Annotated in this window: 20 protein-coding genes; 8 read left to right on the top strand and 12 right to left on the bottom strand. The window is 62.0% G+C overall.

Annotation, left to right across the window (positions count from 1 at the left end; all coding sequences use genetic code 11):
• The first annotated feature begins 10 nt into the window (after positions 1 to 10).
• The 3 genes from VOI22_RS00450 (at position 11) to VOI22_RS00440 (ending at position 3,449) form a co-directional block, all read left to right on the top strand.
• Complete coding sequence (locus VOI22_RS00450) at positions 11 to 1,762, top strand: hypothetical protein (RefSeq protein ID WP_323794637.1); 1,752 nt, start codon at positions 11 to 13, stop codon at positions 1,760 to 1,762.
• Positions 1,763 to 1,989: 227 nt separating this feature from the next.
• Positions 1,990 to 2,811 (top strand): VacJ family lipoprotein, encoded by an 822-nt coding sequence (locus tag VOI22_RS00445; protein ID WP_323794636.1) that lies wholly within the window; start codon positions 1,990 to 1,992, stop codon positions 2,809 to 2,811.
• A 116-nt stretch (positions 2,812 to 2,927) separates the two neighbouring features.
• Complete coding sequence (locus tag VOI22_RS00440) at positions 2,928 to 3,449, top strand: ABC transporter substrate-binding protein (protein WP_323794635.1); 522 nt, start codon at positions 2,928 to 2,930, stop codon at positions 3,447 to 3,449.
• Positions 3,450 to 3,523: 74 nt separating this feature from the next.
• Here VOI22_RS00440 and ettA read toward each other — a convergent pair whose 3' ends face one another.
• The 4 genes from ettA to VOI22_RS00420 all read right to left on the bottom strand — a co-directional run bounded on the left by ettA (position 3,524) and on the right by VOI22_RS00420 (position 9,158).
• Positions 3,524 to 5,206, bottom strand: coding sequence for an energy-dependent translational throttle protein EttA (ettA, locus tag VOI22_RS00435; protein WP_323794634.1), 1,683 nt, complete (start codon positions 5,204 to 5,206; stop codon positions 3,524 to 3,526).
• 461 nt (positions 5,207 to 5,667) lie between these two features.
• Positions 5,668 to 7,113 carry a DUF294 nucleotidyltransferase-like domain-containing protein gene (locus VOI22_RS00430; RefSeq protein WP_323794633.1) on the bottom strand — a complete coding sequence of 482 codons (1,446 nt, stop codon included), beginning with the start codon at positions 7,111 to 7,113 and terminating at the stop codon, positions 5,668 to 5,670.
• Positions 7,114 to 7,121: 8 nt separating this feature from the next.
• Entirely contained in the window at positions 7,122 to 8,459 is a 1,338-nt protein-coding gene (locus tag VOI22_RS00425; protein ID WP_323794632.1) for a 3'-5' exonuclease, read from the bottom strand.
• 57 nt (positions 8,460 to 8,516) lie between these two features.
• A complete protein-coding gene (locus VOI22_RS00420) occupies positions 8,517 to 9,158 on the bottom strand; it encodes a hypothetical protein (RefSeq protein ID WP_323794631.1) in 642 nt (213 codons plus the stop codon).
• Positions 9,159 to 9,368: 210 nt separating this feature from the next.
• Between VOI22_RS00420 and VOI22_RS00415 the strand changes: the two genes are divergently transcribed.
• The 3 genes from VOI22_RS00415 to VOI22_RS00405 all read left to right on the top strand — a co-directional run bounded on the left by VOI22_RS00415 (position 9,369) and on the right by VOI22_RS00405 (position 12,009).
• Positions 9,369 to 9,644 carry a DUF4212 domain-containing protein gene (locus tag VOI22_RS00415; RefSeq protein WP_323794630.1) on the top strand — a complete coding sequence of 92 codons (276 nt, stop codon included), beginning with the start codon at positions 9,369 to 9,371 and terminating at the stop codon, positions 9,642 to 9,644.
• A gap of 12 nt (positions 9,645 to 9,656) precedes the next feature.
• Positions 9,657 to 11,471: a sodium:solute symporter family protein gene (locus VOI22_RS00410; RefSeq protein WP_323794629.1), complete on the top strand. Its 1,815-nt coding sequence runs from the start codon at positions 9,657 to 9,659 to the stop codon at positions 11,469 to 11,471.
• Between the two features lie 166 nt (positions 11,472 to 11,637).
• Complete coding sequence (locus VOI22_RS00405) at positions 11,638 to 12,009, top strand: hypothetical protein (protein WP_323794628.1); 372 nt, start codon at positions 11,638 to 11,640, stop codon at positions 12,007 to 12,009.
• Between the two features lie 154 nt (positions 12,010 to 12,163).
• Here VOI22_RS00405 and VOI22_RS00400 read toward each other — a convergent pair whose 3' ends face one another.
• The 4 genes from VOI22_RS00400 to VOI22_RS00385 are packed head-to-tail and all read right to left on the bottom strand — an operon-like array spanning position 12,164 to position 15,777.
• Entirely contained in the window at positions 12,164 to 13,051 is an 888-nt protein-coding gene (locus VOI22_RS00400) for a CoA ester lyase (protein ID WP_323794627.1), read from the bottom strand.
• A 1-nt stretch (position 13,052) separates the two neighbouring features.
• On the bottom strand, positions 13,053 to 14,282 hold the full coding sequence (locus VOI22_RS00395; protein WP_323794626.1) for a CoA transferase: 1,230 nt from the start codon (positions 14,280 to 14,282) through the stop codon (positions 13,053 to 13,055).
• On the bottom strand, positions 14,279 to 15,361 hold the full coding sequence (locus VOI22_RS00390; RefSeq protein WP_323794625.1) for a low specificity L-threonine aldolase: 1,083 nt from the start codon (positions 15,359 to 15,361) through the stop codon (positions 14,279 to 14,281). Before VOI22_RS00390 ends, VOI22_RS00395 begins: the two co-directional genes overlap by 4 nt.
• A gap of 2 nt (positions 15,362 to 15,363) precedes the next feature.
• The gene (locus VOI22_RS00385) at positions 15,364 to 15,777 is read right to left on the bottom strand and encodes a hypothetical protein (protein ID WP_323794624.1); all 414 of its coding nucleotides are present in this window, start codon (positions 15,775 to 15,777) and stop codon (positions 15,364 to 15,366) included.
• Positions 15,778 to 15,811: 34 nt separating this feature from the next.
• Between VOI22_RS00385 and VOI22_RS00380 the strand changes: the two genes are divergently transcribed.
• Positions 15,812 to 16,768 (top strand): RluA family pseudouridine synthase, encoded by a 957-nt coding sequence (locus tag VOI22_RS00380; protein WP_416366048.1) that lies wholly within the window; start codon positions 15,812 to 15,814, stop codon positions 16,766 to 16,768.
• A 165-nt stretch (positions 16,769 to 16,933) separates the two neighbouring features.
• Complete coding sequence (gene rpoH / locus VOI22_RS00375) at positions 16,934 to 17,821, top strand: RNA polymerase sigma factor RpoH (protein ID WP_028465869.1); 888 nt, start codon at positions 16,934 to 16,936, stop codon at positions 17,819 to 17,821.
• A gap of 20 nt (positions 17,822 to 17,841) precedes the next feature.
• On the opposite strand, the gene VOI22_RS00370 is transcribed toward rpoH, so the two are convergent.
• From VOI22_RS00370 to VOI22_RS00355, 4 genes are all read right to left on the bottom strand, one after another.
• The gene (locus VOI22_RS00370; RefSeq protein ID WP_323794623.1) at positions 17,842 to 18,339 is read right to left on the bottom strand and encodes a hypothetical protein; all 498 of its coding nucleotides are present in this window, start codon (positions 18,337 to 18,339) and stop codon (positions 17,842 to 17,844) included.
• Between the two features lie 63 nt (positions 18,340 to 18,402).
• Positions 18,403 to 20,400 (bottom strand): hypothetical protein, encoded by a 1,998-nt coding sequence (locus tag VOI22_RS00365; protein ID WP_323794622.1) that lies wholly within the window; start codon positions 20,398 to 20,400, stop codon positions 18,403 to 18,405.
• A gap of 229 nt (positions 20,401 to 20,629) precedes the next feature.
• Complete coding sequence (locus VOI22_RS00360) at positions 20,630 to 21,922, bottom strand: adenylosuccinate synthase (RefSeq protein WP_323794621.1); 1,293 nt, start codon at positions 21,920 to 21,922, stop codon at positions 20,630 to 20,632.
• An 85-nt stretch (positions 21,923 to 22,007) separates the two neighbouring features.
• Positions 22,008 to 23,168 carry an ATP phosphoribosyltransferase regulatory subunit gene (locus VOI22_RS00355; RefSeq protein ID WP_323794620.1) on the bottom strand — a complete coding sequence of 387 codons (1,161 nt, stop codon included), beginning with the start codon at positions 23,166 to 23,168 and terminating at the stop codon, positions 22,008 to 22,010.
• Between the last annotated feature and the right edge of the window lie 51 nt (positions 23,169 to 23,219).

The following is a 23,219-nucleotide window of genomic DNA, read 5'->3' as shown; positions in this document are numbered from 1 at the left end:
GAGAACGCCTTTGCGTTCTGCGATCACACGGGCAAAGCGCCGGGGCCGGCTTGGCCTCTGGCAACGGCGGCTGACGATTATCGCGCTGACCGCCATCGGGGTGTTCGCGAGTTACTTCTTCACCCTCGGAAAAGCCGACAACTACCAACATCTGGTTGCCGCCACGATCAGCGTTTTCGGAATTTGCGCCCTGATCGCGGATTGGGTGGTGGCCCGCGACATCAAGCGTGGCGGCGGCGTCCAGGCGATGCGTTCAGGCGGCACACTCAGCACCGGCCCCGGCGCCATGGCCGGGCGCCTTTGGGCCCAGGGCGAGGGCTTCCGGTTACATGGCCTGAATACAGAGGCGCGTGAGAATTTCCACGAGGCGGAGAGCCTGTTCAAGGAGGCCAAGGACACAGAAGGCGTGATCGAAAGCATGATCAGCCTTGGAAAGCTCGAGCGCGCCCGTAATCAGCCTGACGATGCCTCCAAGAAATTCGAAGCTGCCTACAACGCGGCAAGCGCGGCTAAGAACCGGACGGGAATGGCCAACGCCCTGCTGCAACAGGGCTATCTGCTGATCGCCAAGAAAAGCTCAGATGGCGCGCGGCAAGCCTTCGAAGAAGCCGCCAAGCTCTATATCGAGGAGAACAGCCGGTTCGGTGAGGCCAATGCGGCGCTCGGGTCGGCCGAGGCCTCCATGCAACTGACCAAGACAGATGAAGCCGCCGCCTCATTCGAGCACGCCCATTTTTTGTTCAGCCAGGTCGGAGACCGGAATGGCGAAGCGCACGCGCTCTATTGCCGCGCCGAGATCGACCGGCAGAAACGGCTATCGGCGGATGCCCAGAACCGCTTCGAGCGCGCCCTCACCCTCTATCGCCGTACCGGAGATTTTCTCGGCGAGGCGGCTGTTCGTCTTGCCATGACCGACATCCTGCGCCGTCTCGGACGAGCGCCAAACGCGCAAGCCACTGCCCTTGAAGCCGCCGACCGGTTCCGCGATGCCGCGCGGCGGGTTGGTAACAGTCCGATGCTGGCAGGACGCGGGGACATCAGACGGGCACCGATCCGCTTTGAAATCGCCCGCTCCCACGGGGCGATTGCCCGCACCATGCTCGCCGAATCGCAGGATGGCTCACTGGAGGCCCGGCTACTCATCGGGCTCGGTGAAATGGAGCGCATGGGCGGCCGGCTTGAAGATGCACGAATGAACTTCGAGCGGGCGATCCAGCTCTCGAAAGGCACCGACAAACTGCCCATCCTGGCCGACGCCCTGAAAGGCAAGGGACGCGTCGAAATGCAAAAGGGCAACTCGCGCGGTGCCCGCGAGGTGATGAAGGAAGCGCAGAATCACTACAAGAATGCCGGCGGTGCCCGTGACGCGGCGCAGACGCTGATGGATATGGGTCAGATCGACCTTCTGGTGGAGAATCCAGACCGGGCCCGGGTGACATTTGCGCAAGCCCGGACCATGTATCGTGGCCTCAATGAGATCGGACTGGAGGGTGCGGCCCTGAGAGCCATAGGAGATCTGGAATCACAACTTGGGCGATTGGCGCAGGCGCAGCAGGCTTACGCGGAGGCACGCGGATTGTTCCGGCAGGCCGCCGATCATATCAGCGAAGCCGATTCCCTTCTGATGATCGGGCTGCTGTCCATCAATGTGGACAATGCGACCGCGGCTGCCTTCACAATTCAGGCAGGACGTCTTTACAAAGCGGTCGGAACGGTAGAATGGAACCGTCGCGCTTTTTCCCTGGCGCGCAGGATCAAGTAACATATGCATGCAACACAACATGAGAGCGCGATATTTTTGCAACATCACCGCGGTAAGAAATTGCGGATAAATTGCGAGGCCTTGGCCTTGCGGAAACCTCTGTGGTACCAGCTTATCCTTGCGACTGAGGCTATTGAGTTGGTGGATTGCCGTTTGCATCAGACAAACGCAGGCCATGGATCAAGAGGCGGCTATTCGCTGAAACGCGCAGGTAACGGGTTGAGTTTATGACTTTTCTGTCTCGCATTCACCGGGCCGCCGGTATCCTTTTCGTGCTGATCGCGCTGACCGGTTGTGCGACTCCTCCGGAAGAAACCGCCGCTGGCCCGCAGATCTTTGACCCCATTGAGCCGGTCAACCGCTTGGTCTTCGCCATGAACGATACGGTCGACATCTTCGTGCTGCAGCCAACGGCCTTCGTCTACAAGACCGCTTTGCCCGATCCGATCCAGGAGATGGTCCGCAACTTCCTGCGCTGGCTGCGCTCCCCGGTCGTGATTGCCAACAGCCTGCTGCAGGGCGACACGAACAATGCCGGCAATGCGACTCGCCAGTTCTTTGTCAACGGCATCACGGTCGGACTGATCGATTGGGGCCAGGGCGAAGACTGGGCCTACCGCGATGAAGATTTTGGCCAGACCCTCGGTGTACACGAGGTCGGCGGCGGCCCTTATCTTGTGCTGCCCCTTCTCGGCCCTTCGAATGGCCGCGATCTGGCCGGACGCATTGTCGACACCTTCTTCGACCCGCTGACCTATATCGTCAGCGGCCAAGGCGCCAAGAATGCGATCACCATAAGCCGCGCCGGCACCCGCGCCGTCGATTTCCGCGCCCGCAACTTCGATCAAATAAACGAACTCAAGGCCTCCTCGCTCGATTACTATGCCCGCCTGCGCTCCATCTATCTGCAGCGCCGGGATGCCGAGATCCGGAATGGAGAGCCTTCGGGGGAGCCGCTCACAGCGGACGGCAGCAAGGACTTCGAGGACTTCACTCCGTCCGACCGGCCCGTCTCCGAAACCGGCGAGCTTCCGACCAAATCGAATTGAGTCAGGCAGACACGATGACCATTTTCCATCGCGCGATTATCCTGCTTTTCCTATGTGTAGCAGTTCCTTCAGCACCGGTATGGGCTGACGAAAAAGGCGCCGCCGCGGAGAAATTCGTGGCCGGCCTCGGTGATTCGGCGCTCGCGCTGGTGACCGACAAGGCGGTCGTCGGCGAGGCTCGGCGTGAGAAGTTCCGGATGCTTCTGAACGATCATTTCGATCTTAACTGGATCGGCCAGTTTGTGCTTGGCCGCAACTGGCGCCGGGCCAGCCCAGAGCAGCGGGAGACCTACCTGAAGCTCTTCGAAGAAAGCATCGTCTTCACCTACACGAACCAGTTCGACAATTATTCCGGGCAGAAATTCGAGGTTACCGGTAGCGGTGAGAATGGCCGCTATACCGTGGTGAAGAGCAACATCGTCGACCCCGCAAGCCCGCAGGGCAACGTGCTGATCGACTGGCGGCTGATCGAGGATGGCGGGCAGTTCAAGATCGTCGATGTGGTGATCGAGGGAATCAGCATGGGTATCACCCAGCGCAACGAGTACTCCTCCGTGATCGAGAGCAACGGCGGCAAGATTGAGCCCCTTCTGGCACGCATGGAAGAGATCCTCGAAGGGCTGCGCAAGCGCACCTGAATATTCTTCGGACAAACCGCACATAAAAAACGCCGGCTTTGAAGCCGGCGTTTTTCGTTAGTGCGTGCGAGCGATCAGGCGCGGGCGATTGGCTTGTACTTGATCCGGTGCGGCTCCACCGCATCTGCGCCAAGCCGGGCCTTCTTGTCTTCCTCATAGGCCTGGTAATTGCCCTCGAACCACTCGACGTGACTGTCGCCCTCGAAAGCGAGGATGTGGGTCGCGATCCGATCGAGGAACCAGCGATCATGGGTGATGACCACGGCGCAGCCCGCGAATTCCAGAAGAGCCTCTTCCAGTGCCCGGAGCGTGTCGACATCAAGATCGTTGGTCGGCTCATCGAGCATCAGCAGGTTGGCGCCGGATTTCAGCATCTTGGCCAGATGCACCCGGTTGCGCTCACCACCGGAAAGCTGGCCGACCTTCTTCTGCTGGTCGCCGCCACGGAAGTTGAACAACCCGCAATAGGCCCGGCTCTGCATCTTGCGCTTGCCGAGATCGATCTCGTCCAGCCCGTCGGAGATTTCCTCCCAGACGGTTTTCTTGCCGTCAAGGGAATCGCGGGACTGGTCGATATAGCCGAGCACGACAGTATCGCCGACCGTGAACGTGCCGTTATCCGGGGTTTCCTGACCGGTGATCATCCGGAACAGCGTAGTCTTACCAGCGCCGTTCGGGCCGATCACACCGACAATGCCGCCCGGGGGCAGCTTGAAGGACAGATCGTCGATCAGCAGCCGGTCGCCGAAGCCCTTGCTCAGGTGATCGGCCTCGATCACCTGGCCGCCAAGACGCGGGCCGGCCGGGATGACGATCTGAGCCGTATCGTTGCTCTTCTCCTCGCTCTTCGCCAGCAGCTCTTCATAAGCGTTGAGACGCGCCTTGCTCTTTGCCTGCCGGGCACGCGGCGACTGCCGGACCCATTCCAGCTCCTGGTTGAGGGAGCGCTGGCGGGCGTCTTCGGTCCGGCCTTCCTGCTCCATCCGCTTCTGCTTCTGTTCCAGCCAGCCGGTGTAGTTCCCCTCGTAGGGAATACCCTTGCCGCGGTCGAGTTCCAGAATCCAGCCGGCCACTTCGTCGAGGAAGTAGCGATCATGGGTCACGGTCACGACGGTGCCCGGGAAATCGTGCAGGAAGCGCTGCAGCCAGGCGACGGATTCGGCGTCCAAGTGGTTGGTCGGCTCATCGAGCAGCAGCATGTCCGGGGTGGAGAGCAGCAGCTTGCAGAGCGCCACCCGGCGGCGTTCACCACCGGACAGCTTGGTCACGTCCGCATCGCCCGGCGGCAGCCGTAGCGCGTCCATGGCGATCTCGACCTTGCGGTCCAGATCCCAGGCGTCGGCGGCGTCGATCTTCTCCTGCAGCTCGCCCTGCTCGGCCAGCAGATCGTTCATCTGATCGTCGGTCATTTCCTCGCCGAACTTGGCGCTGACCTCGTTGAAGCGATCGAGCAGGTCCTTCGTCTCGCCCATGCCTTCCATGACGTTGCCATGCACGTCCTTGTCGGCATTCAGCTCCGGCTCCTGCGCCAGGTAGCCGACCTTGATGCCATCGGCGGCCCAGGCCTCGCCCTGATACTCCGTATCGACCCCGGCCATGATCTTCAGCAGGGTCGATTTACCCGCGCCGTTCGCGCCGAGCACGCCGATCTTGGCGCCGGGCAGGAAGGACAGATGAATGTTCTTCAGAACCTCGCGCCCGCCGGGCCAGGTCTTGCTCAGACCTTTCATCACGTAAATGTACTGGTACGCAGCCAAGGCGACGCTCCTATGAAGTATGAGAATGAGGGCAGAGTTGTATCCAAGTGCGGCCGCGGCGGCAATGGGCCGCTGCACGCCGCCTGCATATGGCATGGATACAGCTGGTTGCAACCCCCTCGCAGACGCCACCAGTACCGAGGCCGGCCCGTCACCCCGGCCTCCTTTCGTCGCCATCCCGCCCCTCCATCGTCATCCCGACGCAGGTCGGGATCCACCGATGATGAGGCGATGCTTGTAATCTCTGGGTCCCCGCGTGCGCGGGAATGACGGTGTTGGAGAGCGGAGCGCGCTGTTTTTCATCGTCATTCCGGCCGGAGAGCCGGGACCCAGGTGATCATGGGGCAGTGCGCGTCTTCCATTGATCCCGACCTGCGTCGGGATGATGGCGGAGGGGCGGGACGATGGTGAGGAGTGGGGGATAGCGATGAAAAAGGGAGGGCTGCCACGCAGCCCTTTCTCTACCGGGCAACTGCCCCTTCGACCATCGGCTGGATGATATCCACCATCGTGAGATGCGCGCGCAGCGTCCGGCGTTCCCGCCGGTCCAGAAGCGACGGGTCGATCTTTGATGACGGCTCGAGACCGGCGGCGCTATCAGCCAGTTGCTGGCGCAGGATTGCGGCCATGAAAGCCTCCAGGGCTTCCGCCACGGCCATGGCGTCACCTGCCGAAATCAGTTTCCGCTCCCGTAGTTTCCGGAAGCGTTCAAACGTCGAGGTCGCCTCGATGCCATGCCGCAGGGCGAGCACCCGGGCGGCGGACACCAGCGGCAGGAGACCGCCCAGTTTCAGGTCAACGCGACCATCCTGAAGCTGGAACCCGCTGGCCAGGCCAAACCAATCCCAGGCGAGCGGCGGGCGGAAGGCGCCGATATGCTGGACCAGATTGCCGAGGAACACGACCTCCCGTCTTGCCGTCGTGATGGCGTCACGGCGCAGTGACGCCGCCAGTCCGGCCTCTCCCAGCACCGGCGCGAAGTCGAAGAAGATATCGACATTCATCAGGTTCTCGCCCCTGCCCCTCCCGATCCACTCCCCGACCCGCTGGCGCCAGTCATCCGGCGTGCCGCGCCAAAGCGGGTTGGACACCATCACCCCGCCATTGCAATAGGGAATTCCGGCGGCATCGAGGATATCCGTCAGACGCGTGCCCCACTCCGCGAACCAGGCATCGTGCTCCGCGGTGCCGTCGAAGATCACTGCATTGTCCTGATCCGGCGCCAGCAGGCTCTCCCCGCGGCCGCCACTGCCCAGCACAAGCAGGGTGAAGGGCACAGGAGGCGGGCCGAGACCGGACCGCTCCATCGATTCAAGCGCCAGTGTGCCTGCGCGCTCTGTCGAGTCCCGCATGGCGGCACTGATGGCCCCCGCCACCGTCGCCGCGCCCGACCCGTCCTGCAACAACGCACTAGCGAGGGCAGGCAAGCGGGCCCGGGCCGCCGCAATGGCGGCACTGTCCGGTGCGGACTCGATGGCATCGCCGAGAGCAAAAGCCGCTGTGTTCCGGGTCTTCAGGATGGTCCGGAGAGAGACGACTCCGATGATCTTGCCGTCCGGATCGGTGACCGCCAGGTGCCGAATACCAAGCCGTTCCATCCGGCCGAGCGCCTTGTAGACCAGCGCGTCCGCAGGCAATGACACGACCGGGAATGACATGACATTGCGCACCGAACTGCCACCATCCTCTCCCATGGCGATCCGGCGCATGATGTCGCGCTCGGTCAGAATGCCGACATGCGGACCGCCCCCATCGCGCACCAGGATCGAGCCGACATTCCGCGACGCCATGGCCGCAGCTGCCTGGGAAAGCGTCGCCGTCACGTCGATATCCAGCGGCTCCCAGGTCAGCACATCGCTCAACCGGTGCCGGTAGGGGTAGCTGTCGAATGACATACTCGCGTCCATGCCCACTCCTATTCCCGGCCCCAGGGAGGCGGCGCCGCGATCTCCCGGGCGGCGGCGAAATCCACAATTGACCGCTCCCGAAGGGATGGCAACATGGCGTTGAACAGCTCTGCGGTGACAATCGCATCGCCGAGCGCTGTATGCCGCCCGAAGACGCTGAGGCCCAGAGCCTCCGCTGCGCTGTCGAGTCCGATCCGCTGATCGGGCGCAATCAGCCGGAACAATGCCATGGTATCGAGAGCGGGCAGGTCGAGATCCGGCAGACCATGCCGCCGGGCCTCCGCCGCCAAAACCGCAAGATCGAAGCCGATCTGGTGCCCGATGATGACGCAGCCGTCGACAAACCCGGCCAGCGCATCCCAAAGATCCGGCAAAAGCGGTGCGTCCGCGACCAGCTCGTCCGAGATGCCGTGCACGCTGAAGGAACGTTCCGGAATCGGAATGCCCGGCCGGACCAGAAGGTCGAGAGTGACGGAGGTGAAGACGTGTCCGTCCTGCACCCGCACGGCGCCGATGGAGACGATCCTGTCCCGCGTCGCATCCAGCCCCGTCGTTTCCAGATCGAGACTGACAAGCGGAAGCGCGCTGAGCGGGGTCGTCGGCAAATAGGGCTGTGGCGCGGGCGGGGCCATGGCAGCGCCGAGGCCGAGATCCATCGCGGTCTGTTCCGGCTCCACCTCTCCCGCCGGTGCCATGAAGGAAATCACGCCACCATCGGCCATGGCAGCGACCTGCGCTTCCACCGGCGCGCCTTCCGTGTCTGCGAGGGTGAACTCAACCGGTCGTCTGATCTCTCGTGCCCGCGCCAGCGCCGTCTCCAGCCTCCCGTGATCGACAAGCGTAAAGATACTGTGGCCGGGGCCGGTGCCGTAATCGCCAAGACGGCGCCGGGCCGCTGCATTCGAAAGCGACACGAGACCCGCCCCCGTGAAAACAATCACCGCGCTCGGGATGCCAGCCAGCACGCCCGCGATCCAGGCCCCTTCGGAGCCATGCCGCTCCCGCCGGATAAACGCCCGTTCGATGGTCTGGGACAAGCCCGCGATCTCCCCGGGGCCGCCAGTGAACTGACGCCAGCGTGCAGGCAACCGGCCAGTTGTGGCGGCGAGGTCGAGATCTTCCTTCATCCGGTCGAGATCGCCGATATGAGCGGCAATGATGCCATAGACGGCATAGCCGAGCAGGCTCGCGATGCCCGCTCCCGCCGCCGGCAGGATCAGCACCGACCAGTCCGTCCCGCCGTCCGGCATCCAGACCCGCAGCGCAATAGCGCAGAGCATTGCGACAAGCGCGACCGGAACTGCCGCAAGCAGCAGTGCATGCGTGCGCCGGGTTCGATAGCGCATGATAATGGCGCGCCGGAGAGGTGAGTCTTCTTGACTTGGGGTGCCCGGCATCAGCCGCTAGTCGCCCGTGGCAGAAGCGGCGGCAGAGGCGCTTGCGGTGGCGGTGGCGGTGGCGGTGGCGGGGCCGAAATCCTGCAACACGGCCTCCGCCCGCAATAGCGACGCCACCCGCTCGCGCACATCCTTCCACTTGAAGCGGATGGAATTGCGGACGATCCGCTCATCCAGCACCTTCAACTCGTCCGATATCGGCGCCCAGTGAACCAACGCATCGGCACTTCCCATGAAGGCCGTGTCCGCGTCCGAGCGTCTGGCGAGCAACCGAGTTTCCGCGCGTTCTACCTCTTCTTCCCAGTCAGGCCCGGCCCCCTCCGGCTCCGGATAATCGGCAAGCGCCCCCCGGAACAGGGCAAGCGCCAGCCGTGCCTCCGTCTCCCGGTCCCCGCCCTCGCACACTGACGCTGCAACAAACCCGGCCAGGTCCGCAGAGCAGGCAAGAAAAACTTGCCACTTCGCAATATTCAGGGATTGCACAAACAGGTCTTCGTCAAACAGAGCTGTGTATCGGGTGCCGGCACGAGTACGAACATAGCCATAAAGTGTTGTCTGGGCGACAAAAGCAGCCCTTGTACTGACGAACTCCGTAGCCGATTCGACTGTATCGAGCGGATTTTCCTTCCAGCGCGTTGAGAACGGCATAAAGAGCCGAACCTTGCGCCAAAAACCGCTTAAAAGACCATGAAACATAACAATTTTCCGAGTTTCATCGAGTTCCTGACTCACCTATGGGTTTCATAAATCTATAGCTGAAACCCTTAATCCATTATAGACTAAGGTCATTGCGCGCTGAGCGCGATACACAAAATCGCCACACAACAAAAGGCGATGGGCAAGAAAGGGGGGTGAGTCATGGCTACAGCCGACTCCAATCACGAAGCCCACTGGCAGCGCACCAAAGGGCTGACTACTACAGTACTCGTTATCTGGTTTATCTTTGCTTTCGTCGTGCATTGGTTTGCACCGCAACTCAATGAATTCTCCATTCTCGGGTTCCCGCTCGGCTTCTACATGGCCGGACAGGGTTCCCTGTTTGCGTTCGTCGTCATCATTTTCTGGTTCGCAAGAGCCCAGAACAGGATCGACGAGGAATTCGGCGTTGCCGAAGACGCAGACGATGACGAGTAGAGGAGACCGGACATGAAGGGTGATTTCATCCAGAATCTGGGGAAGATCTACGGCCTCTATACAGGCGGGTTCCTCCTCTTCATCATTTTGATGGCCATACTTGAGCAGGCCGGTGTCAGTCCAGACACGATCGGCTATCTGTTCGTCGGCTTCACAATCGGTATTTATGCACTGATCGGCGTGCTGTCGCGCACCATGGCGACGGATCAGTACTATGTCGCGGGCCGGCAGGTACCAGCACTCTATAACGGCATGGCGACGGCGGCAGACTGGATGTCTGGAGCCTCCTTCGTCGCGATGGCGGGCGGTATCTATTTCGGCGGTTACGGCTACATGGCCTTCCTGGTCGGCTGGACCGGCGGTTATGTGCTCGTCGCCTCGCTGATGGCGCCATATCTGCGCAAGTTCGGCTGCTACACCGTGCCGGACTTCATCGGCACACGCTACGGCGGTAATTTCGCCCGGCTCTGTGCGGTGATCGTCCTTGTGGTCGCGTCCTTCACCTACGTGACGGCGCAGATCAATGCCACCGGCACGGTTGCGGCACGCGCCCTGCAGATCCCGTTCGGGGTCGGCGTCTGGTTCGGGCTTGCCGGAATCCTGGTCTGCTCCATGCTTGGGGGCATGCGGGCGGTGACCTGGACCCAGGTGGCTCAGTACATCGTGCTGATCATCGCCTATGTCGTCCCGGTCGTCTGGATGTCGAACAAGAGCGGCTTCGGGCTGATCCCGCAGCTCTCCTACGGCGACGCCGTCCAGCGCGTGCAGGAACTCGAAGCCCTGCATCAGGTTGGCGTACTGAAACCGACGGAAACCTTTGCCGGACTTTCGGCATTGGTGAACCCGATCAACGCGCCGGGCGAAACCTTCATGGACAAATGGAAGTTCGCTACCCTGGTGCTCTGCATGATGTGCGGAACGGCATCCCTGCCGCACGTGCTCATGCGTTACTTCACGACGCCGTCCGTGCGCGCCGCACGGATTTCAGTGGGCTGGTCGATCCTGTTCATCTTCTTCCTCTACTTCACGGCCCCGGCTCTGGCGACCTTCACCAAGCTGTCCCTGCTGGACCCGAACCTTGCAACCGGCATCATCGGCAAGAGCATTACCGAGGTGAACGCGCTGGAATGGATCCAGAAATGGGCGGCGGTCGATTTCCTCCGGGTGTCCGACTCCAACGGGGACGGGATATTACAGATCAACGAGCTCTTCATGCGCTCCGGCATCGTCGTGCTGGCAACGCCTGAAATCGCCGGTCTGCCCTATGTGATCTCCGGTCTGGTGGCTGCCGGTGGTATGGCTGCGGCCATGTCGACGGCGGACGGGCTGCTGCTCGCCATCGCCAACGCCCTCAGTCACGATCTGTACTACAAGATCATCGACCCGCAGGCGGAGACCAAGACACGGCTCATCGTGGCCCGTATCCTCCTCCTTGGCGTCGGCGCAGCCGGAGCGTTCGTGGCCAGCCTGAAGCTGACCTCGATCCTCGGGGCGGTGGCTTGGGCGTTCGACTTCGCCTGTTCCGGCCTGTTTTTCCCGCTGGTACTGGGAATCTGGTGGAAACGGGCGAACAGGCAGGGGGCGATCGCCGGCATGATCGGCGGCTTCGTCTCCGGTTCGGCCTACCTCTACTACGTCCACTTTGCCGGCGGTGAGCCGTGGATGGGTATCGACCATCTCCGGTTCGGCATCATCGGAATGCCGGTCAGCCTGATTGCCATGATCGTGGTCAGTCTGATGACGGAAGAGCCGGACGAGGAAACGCAAGCCATGGTCGACGCGGTGCGCACCCCGCGCGGCGGCACGGTCCTCGCCAGCAATCACTAGACGGAACATCTCTTACCCCGGGACGGCAGCAAATCCGTCCCGGCGAGACTTGAAGATAAATCCGGGACGCGGCTAAGCTTCGTCCCGGATTTTTTCTGCCCGCATCGCCGCATCGAAAGCAGCGGGCCAATCAATCAATAAACCAGCGTCAGGAGGAACCGCCCCCATGGACATGCCAACGGATATCGGCGCCTTCCCCCTCTGGGTGATTATCATCGATTATGTGCTGGGCACGGTGATGTGGACCCTGTTCGGCCGCTTCGCCATGTCGATCTTCCTGCCCGAGGACAGCAATTTCTTCTTCATGCGCTTCTTCGTCCGCGTGACCGACCCGATCATCCGCGTCTTCAAGCCAGTGACGCCAGGCTTCCTGCTGCCCTGGCTGCATCCGGTCTATGTCGCCTGGTTCTTCTTCATGATCCGCTTCTACCTGATGCCCTGGCTGCTCGGGTACAGCGTCATGGGCATGCTGTCCTTCCCGCTGGAAAGCGAAGTGTCGTTCATGATCTACGATCTGTTCGGGAAGGTATTGAAGTAGGGCGAGTGCACCCTCCTCCTCAATAACCTTCATCCCGCCCCCTGGTCGTCATCCCGGCCGGAGAGCCGGACCCAGGCGATCATGAGACTGTGCTCTCCTTCCCTGGGTCCCCGCTTACGCGGGAATGACGTTGATGGAGGCGTCGGGAACGTCCTTAGCTCTTCCCCGCGATCCGGTCGCGCAGCACCAGCACCCGCCGTGCCCGGTCGACCACCGGGACGTCGATCATCTTGCCGCGGAAACTGACGGCGCCGAGACCTTCGGCCATGGCGGCGTCATAGGCGGTGACCATGGCATCCGCCGTCTCCACCTCGTCCGCGGTCGGGCTGAACACCTCGTTCAGGATCGGCACCTGAGCCGGATGGACGCAGGACCCGCCTTCCATGCCGAGCTGACGAGCACGCATCGCACTCGCCCGGAATGCTTCCATGTCGGTGATCTCGGCGATGGAGCCGGCATAGCCGAGCGGCAGGATATCCGCTTCGCGGGCGGCGCGCTGGACGAGGCGCATGTCCTCGATCAGATCCCCCGGGCCAAGGGATGGCATACCGAGCGCGGCGGAATAGTCTTCCTGGCCGAGGGACAGGCCCATCAGGCGCCGGTTGGCCTTGGCGATGGCGCGCACATTATTCAGGCCACGCGGGGTTTCAATCAGCCCCATGAAGCGGACGGAGCCGACCGCCATGTCGCGCTCGCGTTCCAGCTCCTCGACGGTTTCGTCGAGGAAGGCGAGATGGTCGGCGGATTCCAGTTTCGGCAGGCACAGGCCAGAGACTTCCGGCCAGATTGCGGCTTCCAGATCCAACACGGTCATCCGCCAGGGCCGGTTGATGCGGACCAGCACTTCCGTGCCGGCATTCGAGATCAGCCGGGCTGCATCGCGCACGGCCGCCCGTGCAGCGGGCTTTTCCGCTGGCGGGATGCTGTCTTCAAGATCGAGCTTGATGACGTCCGCGCCGCGCGCCGAAGCCTTCTCGACAAAGCGCTGGTTCGTGACGGGCACATAGAGCAGTGAACGCCAGAGAGGGAGAGCACCAGCCATGTCAGATCACTCCCGCATCGGTCAGTTTTGCCTGTTCTGCCGCATCAAGGCCAAGCGCGGACCAGACCTCGTCATTGTGCTGGCCAAGTTCCGGCGCCGGGCTGCGCACACCGCCCGGCGTGTCCGACATGCGCGGGATAACAGCATGCATCGGCAGGGCGCCGATTTCCGCGTCCGGGAAGCTCTCGATCACGCCACGGCCTTCCATGTAATCGTCATCCGCAAGCTGGGCGACATCGGCGACGGGGCCGACAGTCACGCCCGCTTCCTCGAAGATGGCGAGGCATTCGGCCTGGGTCCGTTCGCCCATATACTCGGCGATGATCGGGTCCAGAATGTCGTTGTGCTTCACTCTGTCGGAATTGGTCTTGAAGCGCGGATCGTCGATCAGCTCCGGCCGCCCGATGGTGCGGAACAGCCGCTCCGCCATGGCCTGGATGGAGCCGGACAGCGCCACATATTTACCGTCCTTGCATCGATAGGTATTGCGCGGGGCGGTCAGGTTGGAGCGGCTGCCAGTGCGCTCCGGCACCTTGCCGCTGAGCGCGTAATTCGCCGCCTCCGGGCCGAGGATGGCGTGGATCGGCTCGAACAGGGAGAGATCGATGCTCTGGCCCTTGCCGCCCGACACCTCGACATTACGCAGCGCCACCATGACCGAAAAGGCGCCATAGAGCCCGGCGATCATGTCCGCCAAAGCCAGCGGCGGCAGTACCGGCGGCCGGTCGCCGAAACCGTTCAGCGCGGCAAACCCGCTCATCGCCTCGACCAGCGAGCCGAAACCGGGCTTGTGCTTCCATGGGCCGGTCTGCCCCCAGCCGGAGACGCGGACCAGCGTCAGCTTCGGGTTCAGTCCCTGCAGAACGTCAGGCCCGAGACCCCAGTCTTCCAGGGTGCCCGGCTTGAAGTTCTCCACGATGGCATCGGCGGTTTCCACCAGCTTCAGGAACAGCGCCTTGCCTTCCGGCTTCCGCAGATCGAGGGTGATGCTCTTCTTGTTCCGGCAGTAGACCTTCCAGTGCGTCGCCACACCCTCGGTCCGCCAGTTGCGCAGGTCGTCGCCGAAGCCCGGCCGCTCGATCTTGATCACCTCGGCGCCGTAATCGGCCAGCACGTGCGTCACCATATTGCCGGCAACGAGCCGGGAGAGATCGAGCACCCGCACACCGTCCAGCGGCAGCGTGGCGTCACTCTTGTAATCGTTTTCGGGATACCGTCCGGCGGTGGTCATGCTGCGGCCTCCCCTGCTCCAGCACGGGCCGCCTTCAGGAAATGCTCGGTATCGGCCTCGGTCGTATTGAACGCGGTGACGAGGCGAATACCCACACTGCCGTCATCCGCCTCGGCGAAGGCGTAATACTGGCATCCGGCGGAACGCAGGGCCTGATGCACCGGCCCCGATATCCGGGCAAAGATCTCGTTGCCTTCGACCACGTGAAGGAGCTCCACGCCAGACAGAGACGTGAGATCGTCCGCCAAGCGGCGGGCGGCATCGTTCGCGGTCCTGGCGTAGCGCAGCCAGTTGTCATTCTCGAGATAGGCAGCGATCTGGGCCGACAGAAAGCGCATCTTGGAGAACAGATGGCCGCCGCGCTTGCGCCGGAACTCAAAATCCTTCGCCGCTTGCGGATCGAAGAAGATCACCGCTTCCGCCGCAAAGGCACCGTTCTTGGTGGCGCCGAAGGACAGCGCATCCACTCCGGCTTTCCATGTTGCCTCAGCGGGTGAGCAGCCGAGGCCAAGCATCGCATTGGTGAACCGGGCGCCGTCCATATGCAGCTTGAGGCCGTGTGCATGGGCGACATCGGCGATGGCCCGGATCTCGTCCAGACTGTAGGCCGTGCCCTTCTCCGTCAGCTGGGAGATGCTGACCGCCGCCGGCTGGGCGTGATGCACCGCCGAGGCTGCGCTCGGGTCGCCGAGCTTTTTCGCCAGCGTGTCGGCGGAGAACTTGCCGTTTTCGCCGGACAGAAGGGTCAGCTTGCCGCCGCCTATATAGAATTCCGGCGCCGCACACTCGTCTTCCTCGATATGCGCGCCTTCATGACAGAAGACCACGCCATAGGGCGGAGATAGCACCGACAGGGCCAACGAGTTGGCCGCGGTCCCGGTGGCGACCGGATAGGCGGCAAGCTCCGTCTCGAAGGTCTCGGCCAGCCGGCGGCGGACGATCTCAGTCAGATCGTCATTGCCGTAAGGCATGGCGAAACCGGTGGAGGCTTCCTGCAGCGCGGTCATGATTTCCGGCGCCGCGCCGGCGACATTGTCGCTGGCAAAGTTGACGTTCCAGATATTGGGATTACTGGTCATTCTTACTTTTCCCGGGTGATATTGAAGACGCCCAGTTCCTTACCGGTCGCCAGATCGTAAACCAGCAACCGAACCTTACTGTTCTGAAGGTTCATCCGCAGGATCAGCCTGCCGTCTTCGAGCTGGACCGCGCCGAGACGGGCACCGTTCGGAATCGCCACATCGACAGTGCCGAACGCAGTCGCGATCTGCCGGACAACCTGGGCTTCCGTCCCTGTTGCAGCAGGTGTTGCAGCAGGGGCAGCCACCGTTTTCTCTTCGCCGCCGCTTAGCCGGGTGGCGACCGTATAGGCGATCACACCGAGGCCGGAGAGGATCATCAGCCCCATCACCACAACGGCTATTTTCGCCGGCAGAAGCCAGCCCGGTTCAGCCCGCTTTTTGTTTTCATCGCTATCGGGTAGGTTCGCCGCCATGGATCCTGCTTCAGAAAATTTTCAAATAGAGATCGTGTCCGGCGATGCCGAGGCACGGGAAGAGAATGTCGACCGCGTCGACCGTTGGCTCGCCGGGCGCCTGGCAGAGATGCCGGACAGCCCGAACCTGTCCCGGAGTCGCTTGAAAAATCTCATCCTGGAAGGCCGCGTCAGCTGCGGAGACGGGACGATAACCGACCCCTCGGAAACGGTCAAACCGGGCCATACCTACCGGGTCGATATTCCGCCCCCCGAACCAGCGGAACCGGAAGCCGAAGAGATCCCGCTCTCGATAGTTTACGAGGATGACGATCTGATCGTCGTCAACAAGCAGGCTGGTCTCGTTGTGCATCCGGCGCCCGGCAGCTGGGATGGTACGCTTGTCAATGCCCTGCTCGCCCATTGCGGCGGCAGCCTCTCCGGGATAGGCGGGGTGAAACGGCCCGGCATCGTGCACCGGATCGACAAGGACACCAGCGGCCTGATGGTCGTCGCCAAGAGCGACGATGCGCATCAGGGTCTGGTGGTTCAGTTCGCCGCACACACCATCGAGCGCCGCTACCGGGCCGTCGTACGCGGTGTGCCGACTAAATCATCGGACCGGATCGAGGGCGCCATCGGCCGGAGCCAGCGCAACCGGAAGAAAATGGCGGTCACGGCCACCGGCAAACCGGCGGTGACCCACTACAAGGTGCTGGAACGGTTCGGCATGAAGGCCGCGCTGGTCGAATGCCGGCTGGAAACCGGGCGGACCCACCAGATCAGGGTTCACATGGCCAATATCGGCCATGCGCTGATCGGCGATCCGCTTTACGGGCGGAGCAACAAGGCATCGGATCCGGAGGCCATCAGGGCTTTCACCCGGCAGGCTTTGCATGCGGCAGTGCTTGGCTTCGAGCACCCGATAAGCCGTGAAATGCTTCGGTTCGAGAGCCCGTTACCGACCGATATGGAGCTGCTTCTGGCTGGATTACGCAATAATCCTGAATAAGTCATTTTCCGGTCGTGTCCAATAGAACGTTAATTAGGCCTTAAAAAGTCCACATTCACACACAATATTAAAGATCACGGGGGGAGGAAATGGACGCTATATGTATGCGTTCCCCCTCTAGAGGCGATGATTTCAGTAGTCGTCGAATAGAATTGTAGGGGAACCATGGCACAAGCGACACAGCTCCCGACCATGTCGGTGGAAGGCAACCTGACCCGTTACCTTCAGGAAATTCGCAAGTTTCCAATGCTGAAGCCGGAAGAGGAATACATGCTCGCCAAAAGCTGGCGGGAGCATGACGATTCCGATGCCGCGCACAAACTCGTCACCAGCCACCTCCGGCTCGTCGCCAAGATCGCCATGGGCTATCGCGGCTACGGCCTGCCGGTCGCCGAGCTGATCTCCGAAGGCAATGTCGGCATGATGCAGGCAGTGAAGCGCTTCGATCCGGAGCGCGGCTTCCGTCTCGCCACCTATGCCATGTGGTGGATCCGGGCGGCCATTCAGGAATACATCCTGCATTCTTGGTCGCTGGTGAAAATCGGCACCACGGCAGCGCAGAAGAAGCTGTTCTTCAACCTGCGAAAGCTGAAAGGCCAGATGCAGGCCATCGAAGAAGGCGATCTCTCTCCGGAACGGGTGACGGCGATTGCCACTAAACTCGAAGTCCCGGAAAAGGACGTCGTCAATATGAACCGACGGCTGGCCGCCCCGGACCATTCCCTGAATGCGCCTTTGCGCATTGATGGGGAAGGTGAATGGCAGGACTGGCTGGTTGATGAGGGCGATAGCCAGGAAACGCAGCTCGCGGAAAGCGAGGAGCTGGACCAGCGGCGGCAACTATTGTCCATCGGCATGGAAACCCTGAACGAGCGCGAGCGTCATATCCTGACGGAGCGGCGCCTGCAGGAAAACCCGACAACGCTCGAAGATCTCAGTCAGGTCTACAACATCAGCCGGGAACGGGTCCGGCAGATCGAGGTAAGAGCCTTCGAGAAGCTTCAGAAAGCAATGCGCAACGCTGCCATGGAGCAGCGTCTGGAAACGGTCTGAAGAAGACCACTGGCCGGGGCTTAACTGTCCCGGCCTTCTTTTGCAGATTTGGAGTCCTGCGGCTCGCTATTGTCCAGGGCACCGGCAACACCCGGCCCCCATTCCTCGACAAGTTCTCTCTGACGGCGGCGCAGCCTGCCGATGCGCTGTTCGATGCGCATGGCAATCCCCATAGAGACAACGCCGGGCGCAAGCAGATAGATGCACCAGCCAAGCCCCGCAGCCCCCAGCATTGTCAGCCAGGCGAAGGGATCAGCCATGATCTCGAATGCCTTGGCGTAGGAATGGTCCTCCGACCAGAGTCGGGCGACGAACGGCAGCACACCGACGAAATTCATGCAACCAACGCAAAGCGTCGTGTATTTCTCCCGCCTCTGGTCAACCATCATGGCGGCGAAGGTCGGCAACATGCCAAGCCCCAGAACCAGGACGGTCGGCAGCGTGAACAGCATCAGGCCGCCAACGATCGTGATGACAATAACCTTCAACGATGATGCGTTGGCCGATTTTGATGCCATCTCTGTTTCCGATTGCCCGTTTCGTTCCGCCCGCGACCCGGCGAGGATGCGGCAGAACGCAGTTTAAACCAAATAGAGGATCACGATAGCCGTCGTTCCCACACTGCCGACAACACCGGAGATCACGGCCGCCGCCTGCTCCCCGAGTTCCGCCGCCAGACTGTCCTTGTTCTGCAGATCGAGGTTCATCTGGGCAATCTGCACCGCACAATGGGCGAATTCCTGTTGCGCCCGCGCAAAGCCCTGCTGGTCCCGCTGCTGAGCCCTCTGATCATCGAAGATTTTCAGGATTTCGCCGAGTTGACCGCTCTCGGACGCCTTCATCATGCTGGTTTCGACAGCCGCCCGGGCCTTCAAATTGTGAAAACCGTTCACGGCCGGCTTCATCAGTTCGGTAAACCACTTGCATAGCCCCGGCATGGGGCCGTTCCGCGACAGTGCCTGTATCCGGGCAAGCAGCCGCATGACATTCAGCGCGTCGATCGCGGGACGTTTGTCCGTGGCGTTGCCAAGCGGACGCAGCAGCCGGTCATCAATGTCGGAAGAGCGGGCGCCAAGAAACGCTGCAAGATGCCGGTCCATTGGAATCGGAGGCCGGTTCTGGCCCTGAGCCACGGCCTCGAGTGACGGAATCACTTCTTCCGGATCAGTGACATAGAGATGCTCGATCATCGAGCTCATGCAGTGAATATCTTCATTCAGCTCGTACAGGACACGCTCGATCCCATAACCGGGTCCCGTGCTGTTCAGGAAAGTCGGCAATTTGTCGAATTTCGAGAACAGCTCGAGCAGGTCCTGCTTTGAGCGGGTCTGAACCGACATCCACGGTCCAACCGAACGGCTGCCGATGAAGCCGGCGATCATCTGACGGGTCGCATCGTCATTGAAATTCAACGCCAAGGTCGGGCCGACGCCGTCGATATGGCAGGAAAAGCCCTTGTGGCGGATTGGGGCGCTCGGATCGAGGCCGATGGCGACCCTGGTCACCAGGCGGGCGTCTTCCTCCTTCGGCGCGCTCTGAATTCCAGTCGCGCCACCGGTCACCTTGTTGACGGTTTCGACCACAGCCTCGTCGCCGAGTGAGCGCCGCAGCCAATTGTCGAAATCCTGGCCCCGGATAAGCTCCGCCGCTGTATTCCAGTTACGCCCGATGGCATGTGCGACGGCCCGTACATTCTCGTATGTACCGCCGCCGACCGTCAGTGGCCGTCCAGCCTTGGTCGGCAACTTCACCTGCTTCGGGGTGAGCCGGCGGCCACCGAGCCAGAGTTCGAGATCACGGATCGTCCAGCGTTCCCGCGGTTCATCCGTCAGCAGACCGCGTAACACTTCGACCATGTTCATCTGCAGTCTGGTGTTACCGACAAGGCAGGCATAGGACCCGAAATTGATACGGTCAAAAATCATCCGTTGCGGATCGGTCGGCTCCGGCATCATTCGGCCCGTGAGCAGGGAGAGCAAGGTCACACCAACCGAAAACAGATCGTCCAGCACACCGCCTTCGCCCCGGGCCGTGCGATCGGCCATGACACATTCGAGGCTTTCGCAACTGTCCGGCTGGTAAAGGCCGGGAGGGCCGCTGACGCATTCGCCAACCATGACGGAACGGCGCGCGGGATCTGAATAAAACAGATTGTCGGGCCGGATATTCCTGTGCGTGACGCCGCGCTGGGACATCTCCCGCATGGTGGCGACAAGCGGCGTCAGGAAGCCCCGCGCCAACTGTTCGTCCGTGAAAGGCTCAATCGCCTGTGCCGGATCGGGGAAAAGGCGCGCACCGCGCGGCCGGTCGAGGATGAGGACAGGCATGCGCCGACCGGAGATGGTCCAGTTAACCACCCCATGATCGGTAACGCGCATCAGATTGTGTTTTGGAAAGCCCTTGAGCCCGTTGATGGTCTCGATCCGCAGCGGCACCTTTGGATCGCAGACCAGGGCAAAAAACTCGGTTCCATTGCCCTCAGTGCAGGCATAGGCTTTGCCCGACGGTGAATCGAGGTCGGGCAAAGGTTGAGCGGGATCGATTTCAAACCGGTCGCTGAATTTGACTAGATCGGCCATACGCGGCAGGTCTCTTCTTCCTGACACAGGCCCCGACGCGGACGTATTTCCCGCACCAATTCCTGCATCCAGTCGAATTAATGGAACCTGACCGGCCGCACGGATCGACATGATCCCGACGGATCAGGCTCCAGAACCTATCCGGTTTCCCAATCTTTCGCTCCAAATGCAAGAAAAAGCATCCGGAGAAGACGAGTTAGCCGTCTGATTCTATAGTGTTCTGAGGCCTTCAGCCGCGGAACGGGTCATGCACCAGAATGGTGTCCTCACGCTCGGGACTCGTGGACAGAAGCGCGACCGGGGTTTCAATCAGCTCTTCCACATAGCGGATATATTTCACCGCATTTGCCGGAAGGTCGGCCCAGGACCGTGCCCCGAACGTGCTTTCGGACCAGCCGGGTACGGTGGTGTAGACCGGTTTAACCCGGGCCTGCTTGCCGGCACCGGCCGGGAAGTAATCGAGGGTTTCACCGTCCAGCTCGTAGCCGACGCAGATTTTCAGCTCATCGAACCCGTCCAGCACGTCGAGCTTGGTCAGTGCGATGCCGTCGACACCGGAGACCTTGAGAGCCTGCCGGACCATGACCGCATCGAACCAGCCACAGCGACGCTGCCGGCCGGTGACCGTGCCGAATTCCTTGCCGCGCTCACCCAGCCGTTGGCCGTTCTCGTCCTGCAGTTCCGTCGGGAACGGGCCGGAGCCGACACGGGTGGTGTAGGCCTTCACCAGGCCGAGCACATAGCCGATATCGCGCGGGCCGAGCCCGGAGCCGGCAGACGCCTGCCCTGCAACCGTGTTGGAGGAGGTTACGAAAGGATAGGTGCCATGATCGACATCGAGCATGACGCCCTGGGCACCCTCGAACAGGATGCGCTTGTCGGCGGCAACCGCCGTTTGCAGCTCGCGCCAGACCGGCTTCACGAAGGGCAGCACCGTACCGGCGATCTCCGCCAGCAGGTTCAGCGTTTCCTGCGGGTCGATCAGCTCTTCGTCGGCGCCCTTCAGGAACACATTGTGATGGGCGATAAGCGCACGCACGCGCTTTTCCAGTGTTTCCGGATCGGAAAGATCGGAAACCTTCACCGCACGGCGGGCGACCTTGTCTTCATAGGCCGGGCCGATGCCGCGTCCGGTGGTGCCGATTTTGCCCTCAGCCAGAACCGCTTCGCGGGCCTGGTCGATGCGGCGATGCACCGGCAGGATGAGAGAAGCATTGTCCGCGATCACCAGATTGTCCGTGGTGATCTTCACCCCGGCCTTCCTCAGCGTCTCGATCTCGCTGGCAAGCGCCCACGGATCGACGACCACGCCGTTGCCGATAACGGAGAGCTTGCCCTCGCGGACGACGCCGGACGGCAGCAGGCTCAGCTTGTAGGTCTGATTGCCGATAACGAGCGTATGGCCGGCATTATGACCACCCTGGAAGCGCACGATCACGTCGGCGCGTTCCGAGAGCCAGTCGACGATCTTGCCTTTGCCTTCGTCGCCCCACTGGGCGCCGATCACCGTGACATTTTTCATGTGTCGTCTCGTCTTTCTTGAATTCCGGCCGCGCGATGCGGCACCGGCACAATCAGAGCGCCACCGGCACTCCGTCTTTCAGCAGTCAGAGCGCCACCGGCGCTCCGTCTTTCAAAATATGAGTACAGCCGAGGCGGGACGCTTCTAGCGCCGGATCGGGGTCCTTGTCCAATGCTGCGATGGTAATCCAGCCCTGCTCCCGGAGCGCACGGGCCTGATCGACGGCAGTCCCGGACGGCAAATAAAGCCGTTCCGGACGCGTCGGGTCCGGCAGAGCCTGCAGCACGGTTTCCATGTACAGCGTGAAACCGGTCGAGCCAATCCCGTCGCCGCCATCCACCTGATAGCGGCCACCACGCCCGAGTTCGCCGCGTACGCCGCGCGCGAACAGGCTGAAGCCAAAGCCGGTGTAATACTCGAAACCGCGATTCTCGACCGGATCGATGGTCATGGCGAGATCGGGCTCGATCTCCGCCACGCTCCGCGCGATGGCGGCAACACGGTCAATGGCGGCACGCGCCGCCTCCGGCAATTCAATATCCAACATCTCGCCAAGCGCGTCCTGCCAGGAGCCTGCGGCATCCATGAGCTGGGTCAAAACCGGCGCCAGATCCCCCGCCAAACGGCGGACTTCGGCTGTATGTTTACGGTCGATGGCCATGCGCAGGGACCGCAACGTGTCCGCCGCCAGATCAGAGCCAGCCAGCAGGATCGGAATCACCCGCGGCGCTGTCAAGTCAACGGATAGATCGGTCACACCAACGGAACGCAGGGCTTCCACGGCCAGCAGAACCGGCTCCGCATCGGCCGCCACGCTGTCCCCACCAAGCAGCTCCGCGCCGACCTGCACCAGCTGGCGCTCCGGGTTGAGCTGATTGGCCGAGACGCGCAGCACCTCACCCGCATAGCAAAGACGCAAGGGCCGCGGTTCCTGCTTCAGACGGGTGGTCGCGATGCGGGCGATCTGCACGGTCATGTCCGCGCGCACGCCCATCATTTTCTGGGATACCGGGTCCATCAGGCGGAAGGTGCTGTCGCTCATGGCGGCACCCGGCCCGGCGAAGAGCGAGGTCTCGAACTCCACCAGCGGCGGCTTCACGCGTTCGTAGCCGTGCGATGCGCAGCGGGCCAGCAGCGCCTCGATAATCGCAGCCTCATGCGCCGCATCAAGCGGCAGCACGTCACGCAGGCCCGCGGGAAGCAGGGCACGCTTGGTCAATTCGCTCTCGCTGTCGGGATGCGACACGCGGTCTCTCCGGAAAAGAAGGCTTGGAAATCGCCTTGTCCTAGCCGTTTT

Source organism: Nisaea sp. (assembly GCF_034670185.1).
Taxonomy (GTDB): domain Bacteria; phylum Pseudomonadota; class Alphaproteobacteria; order Thalassobaculales; family Thalassobaculaceae; genus Nisaea.
This window is presented reverse-complemented; position numbering and strand designations above follow the sequence as displayed.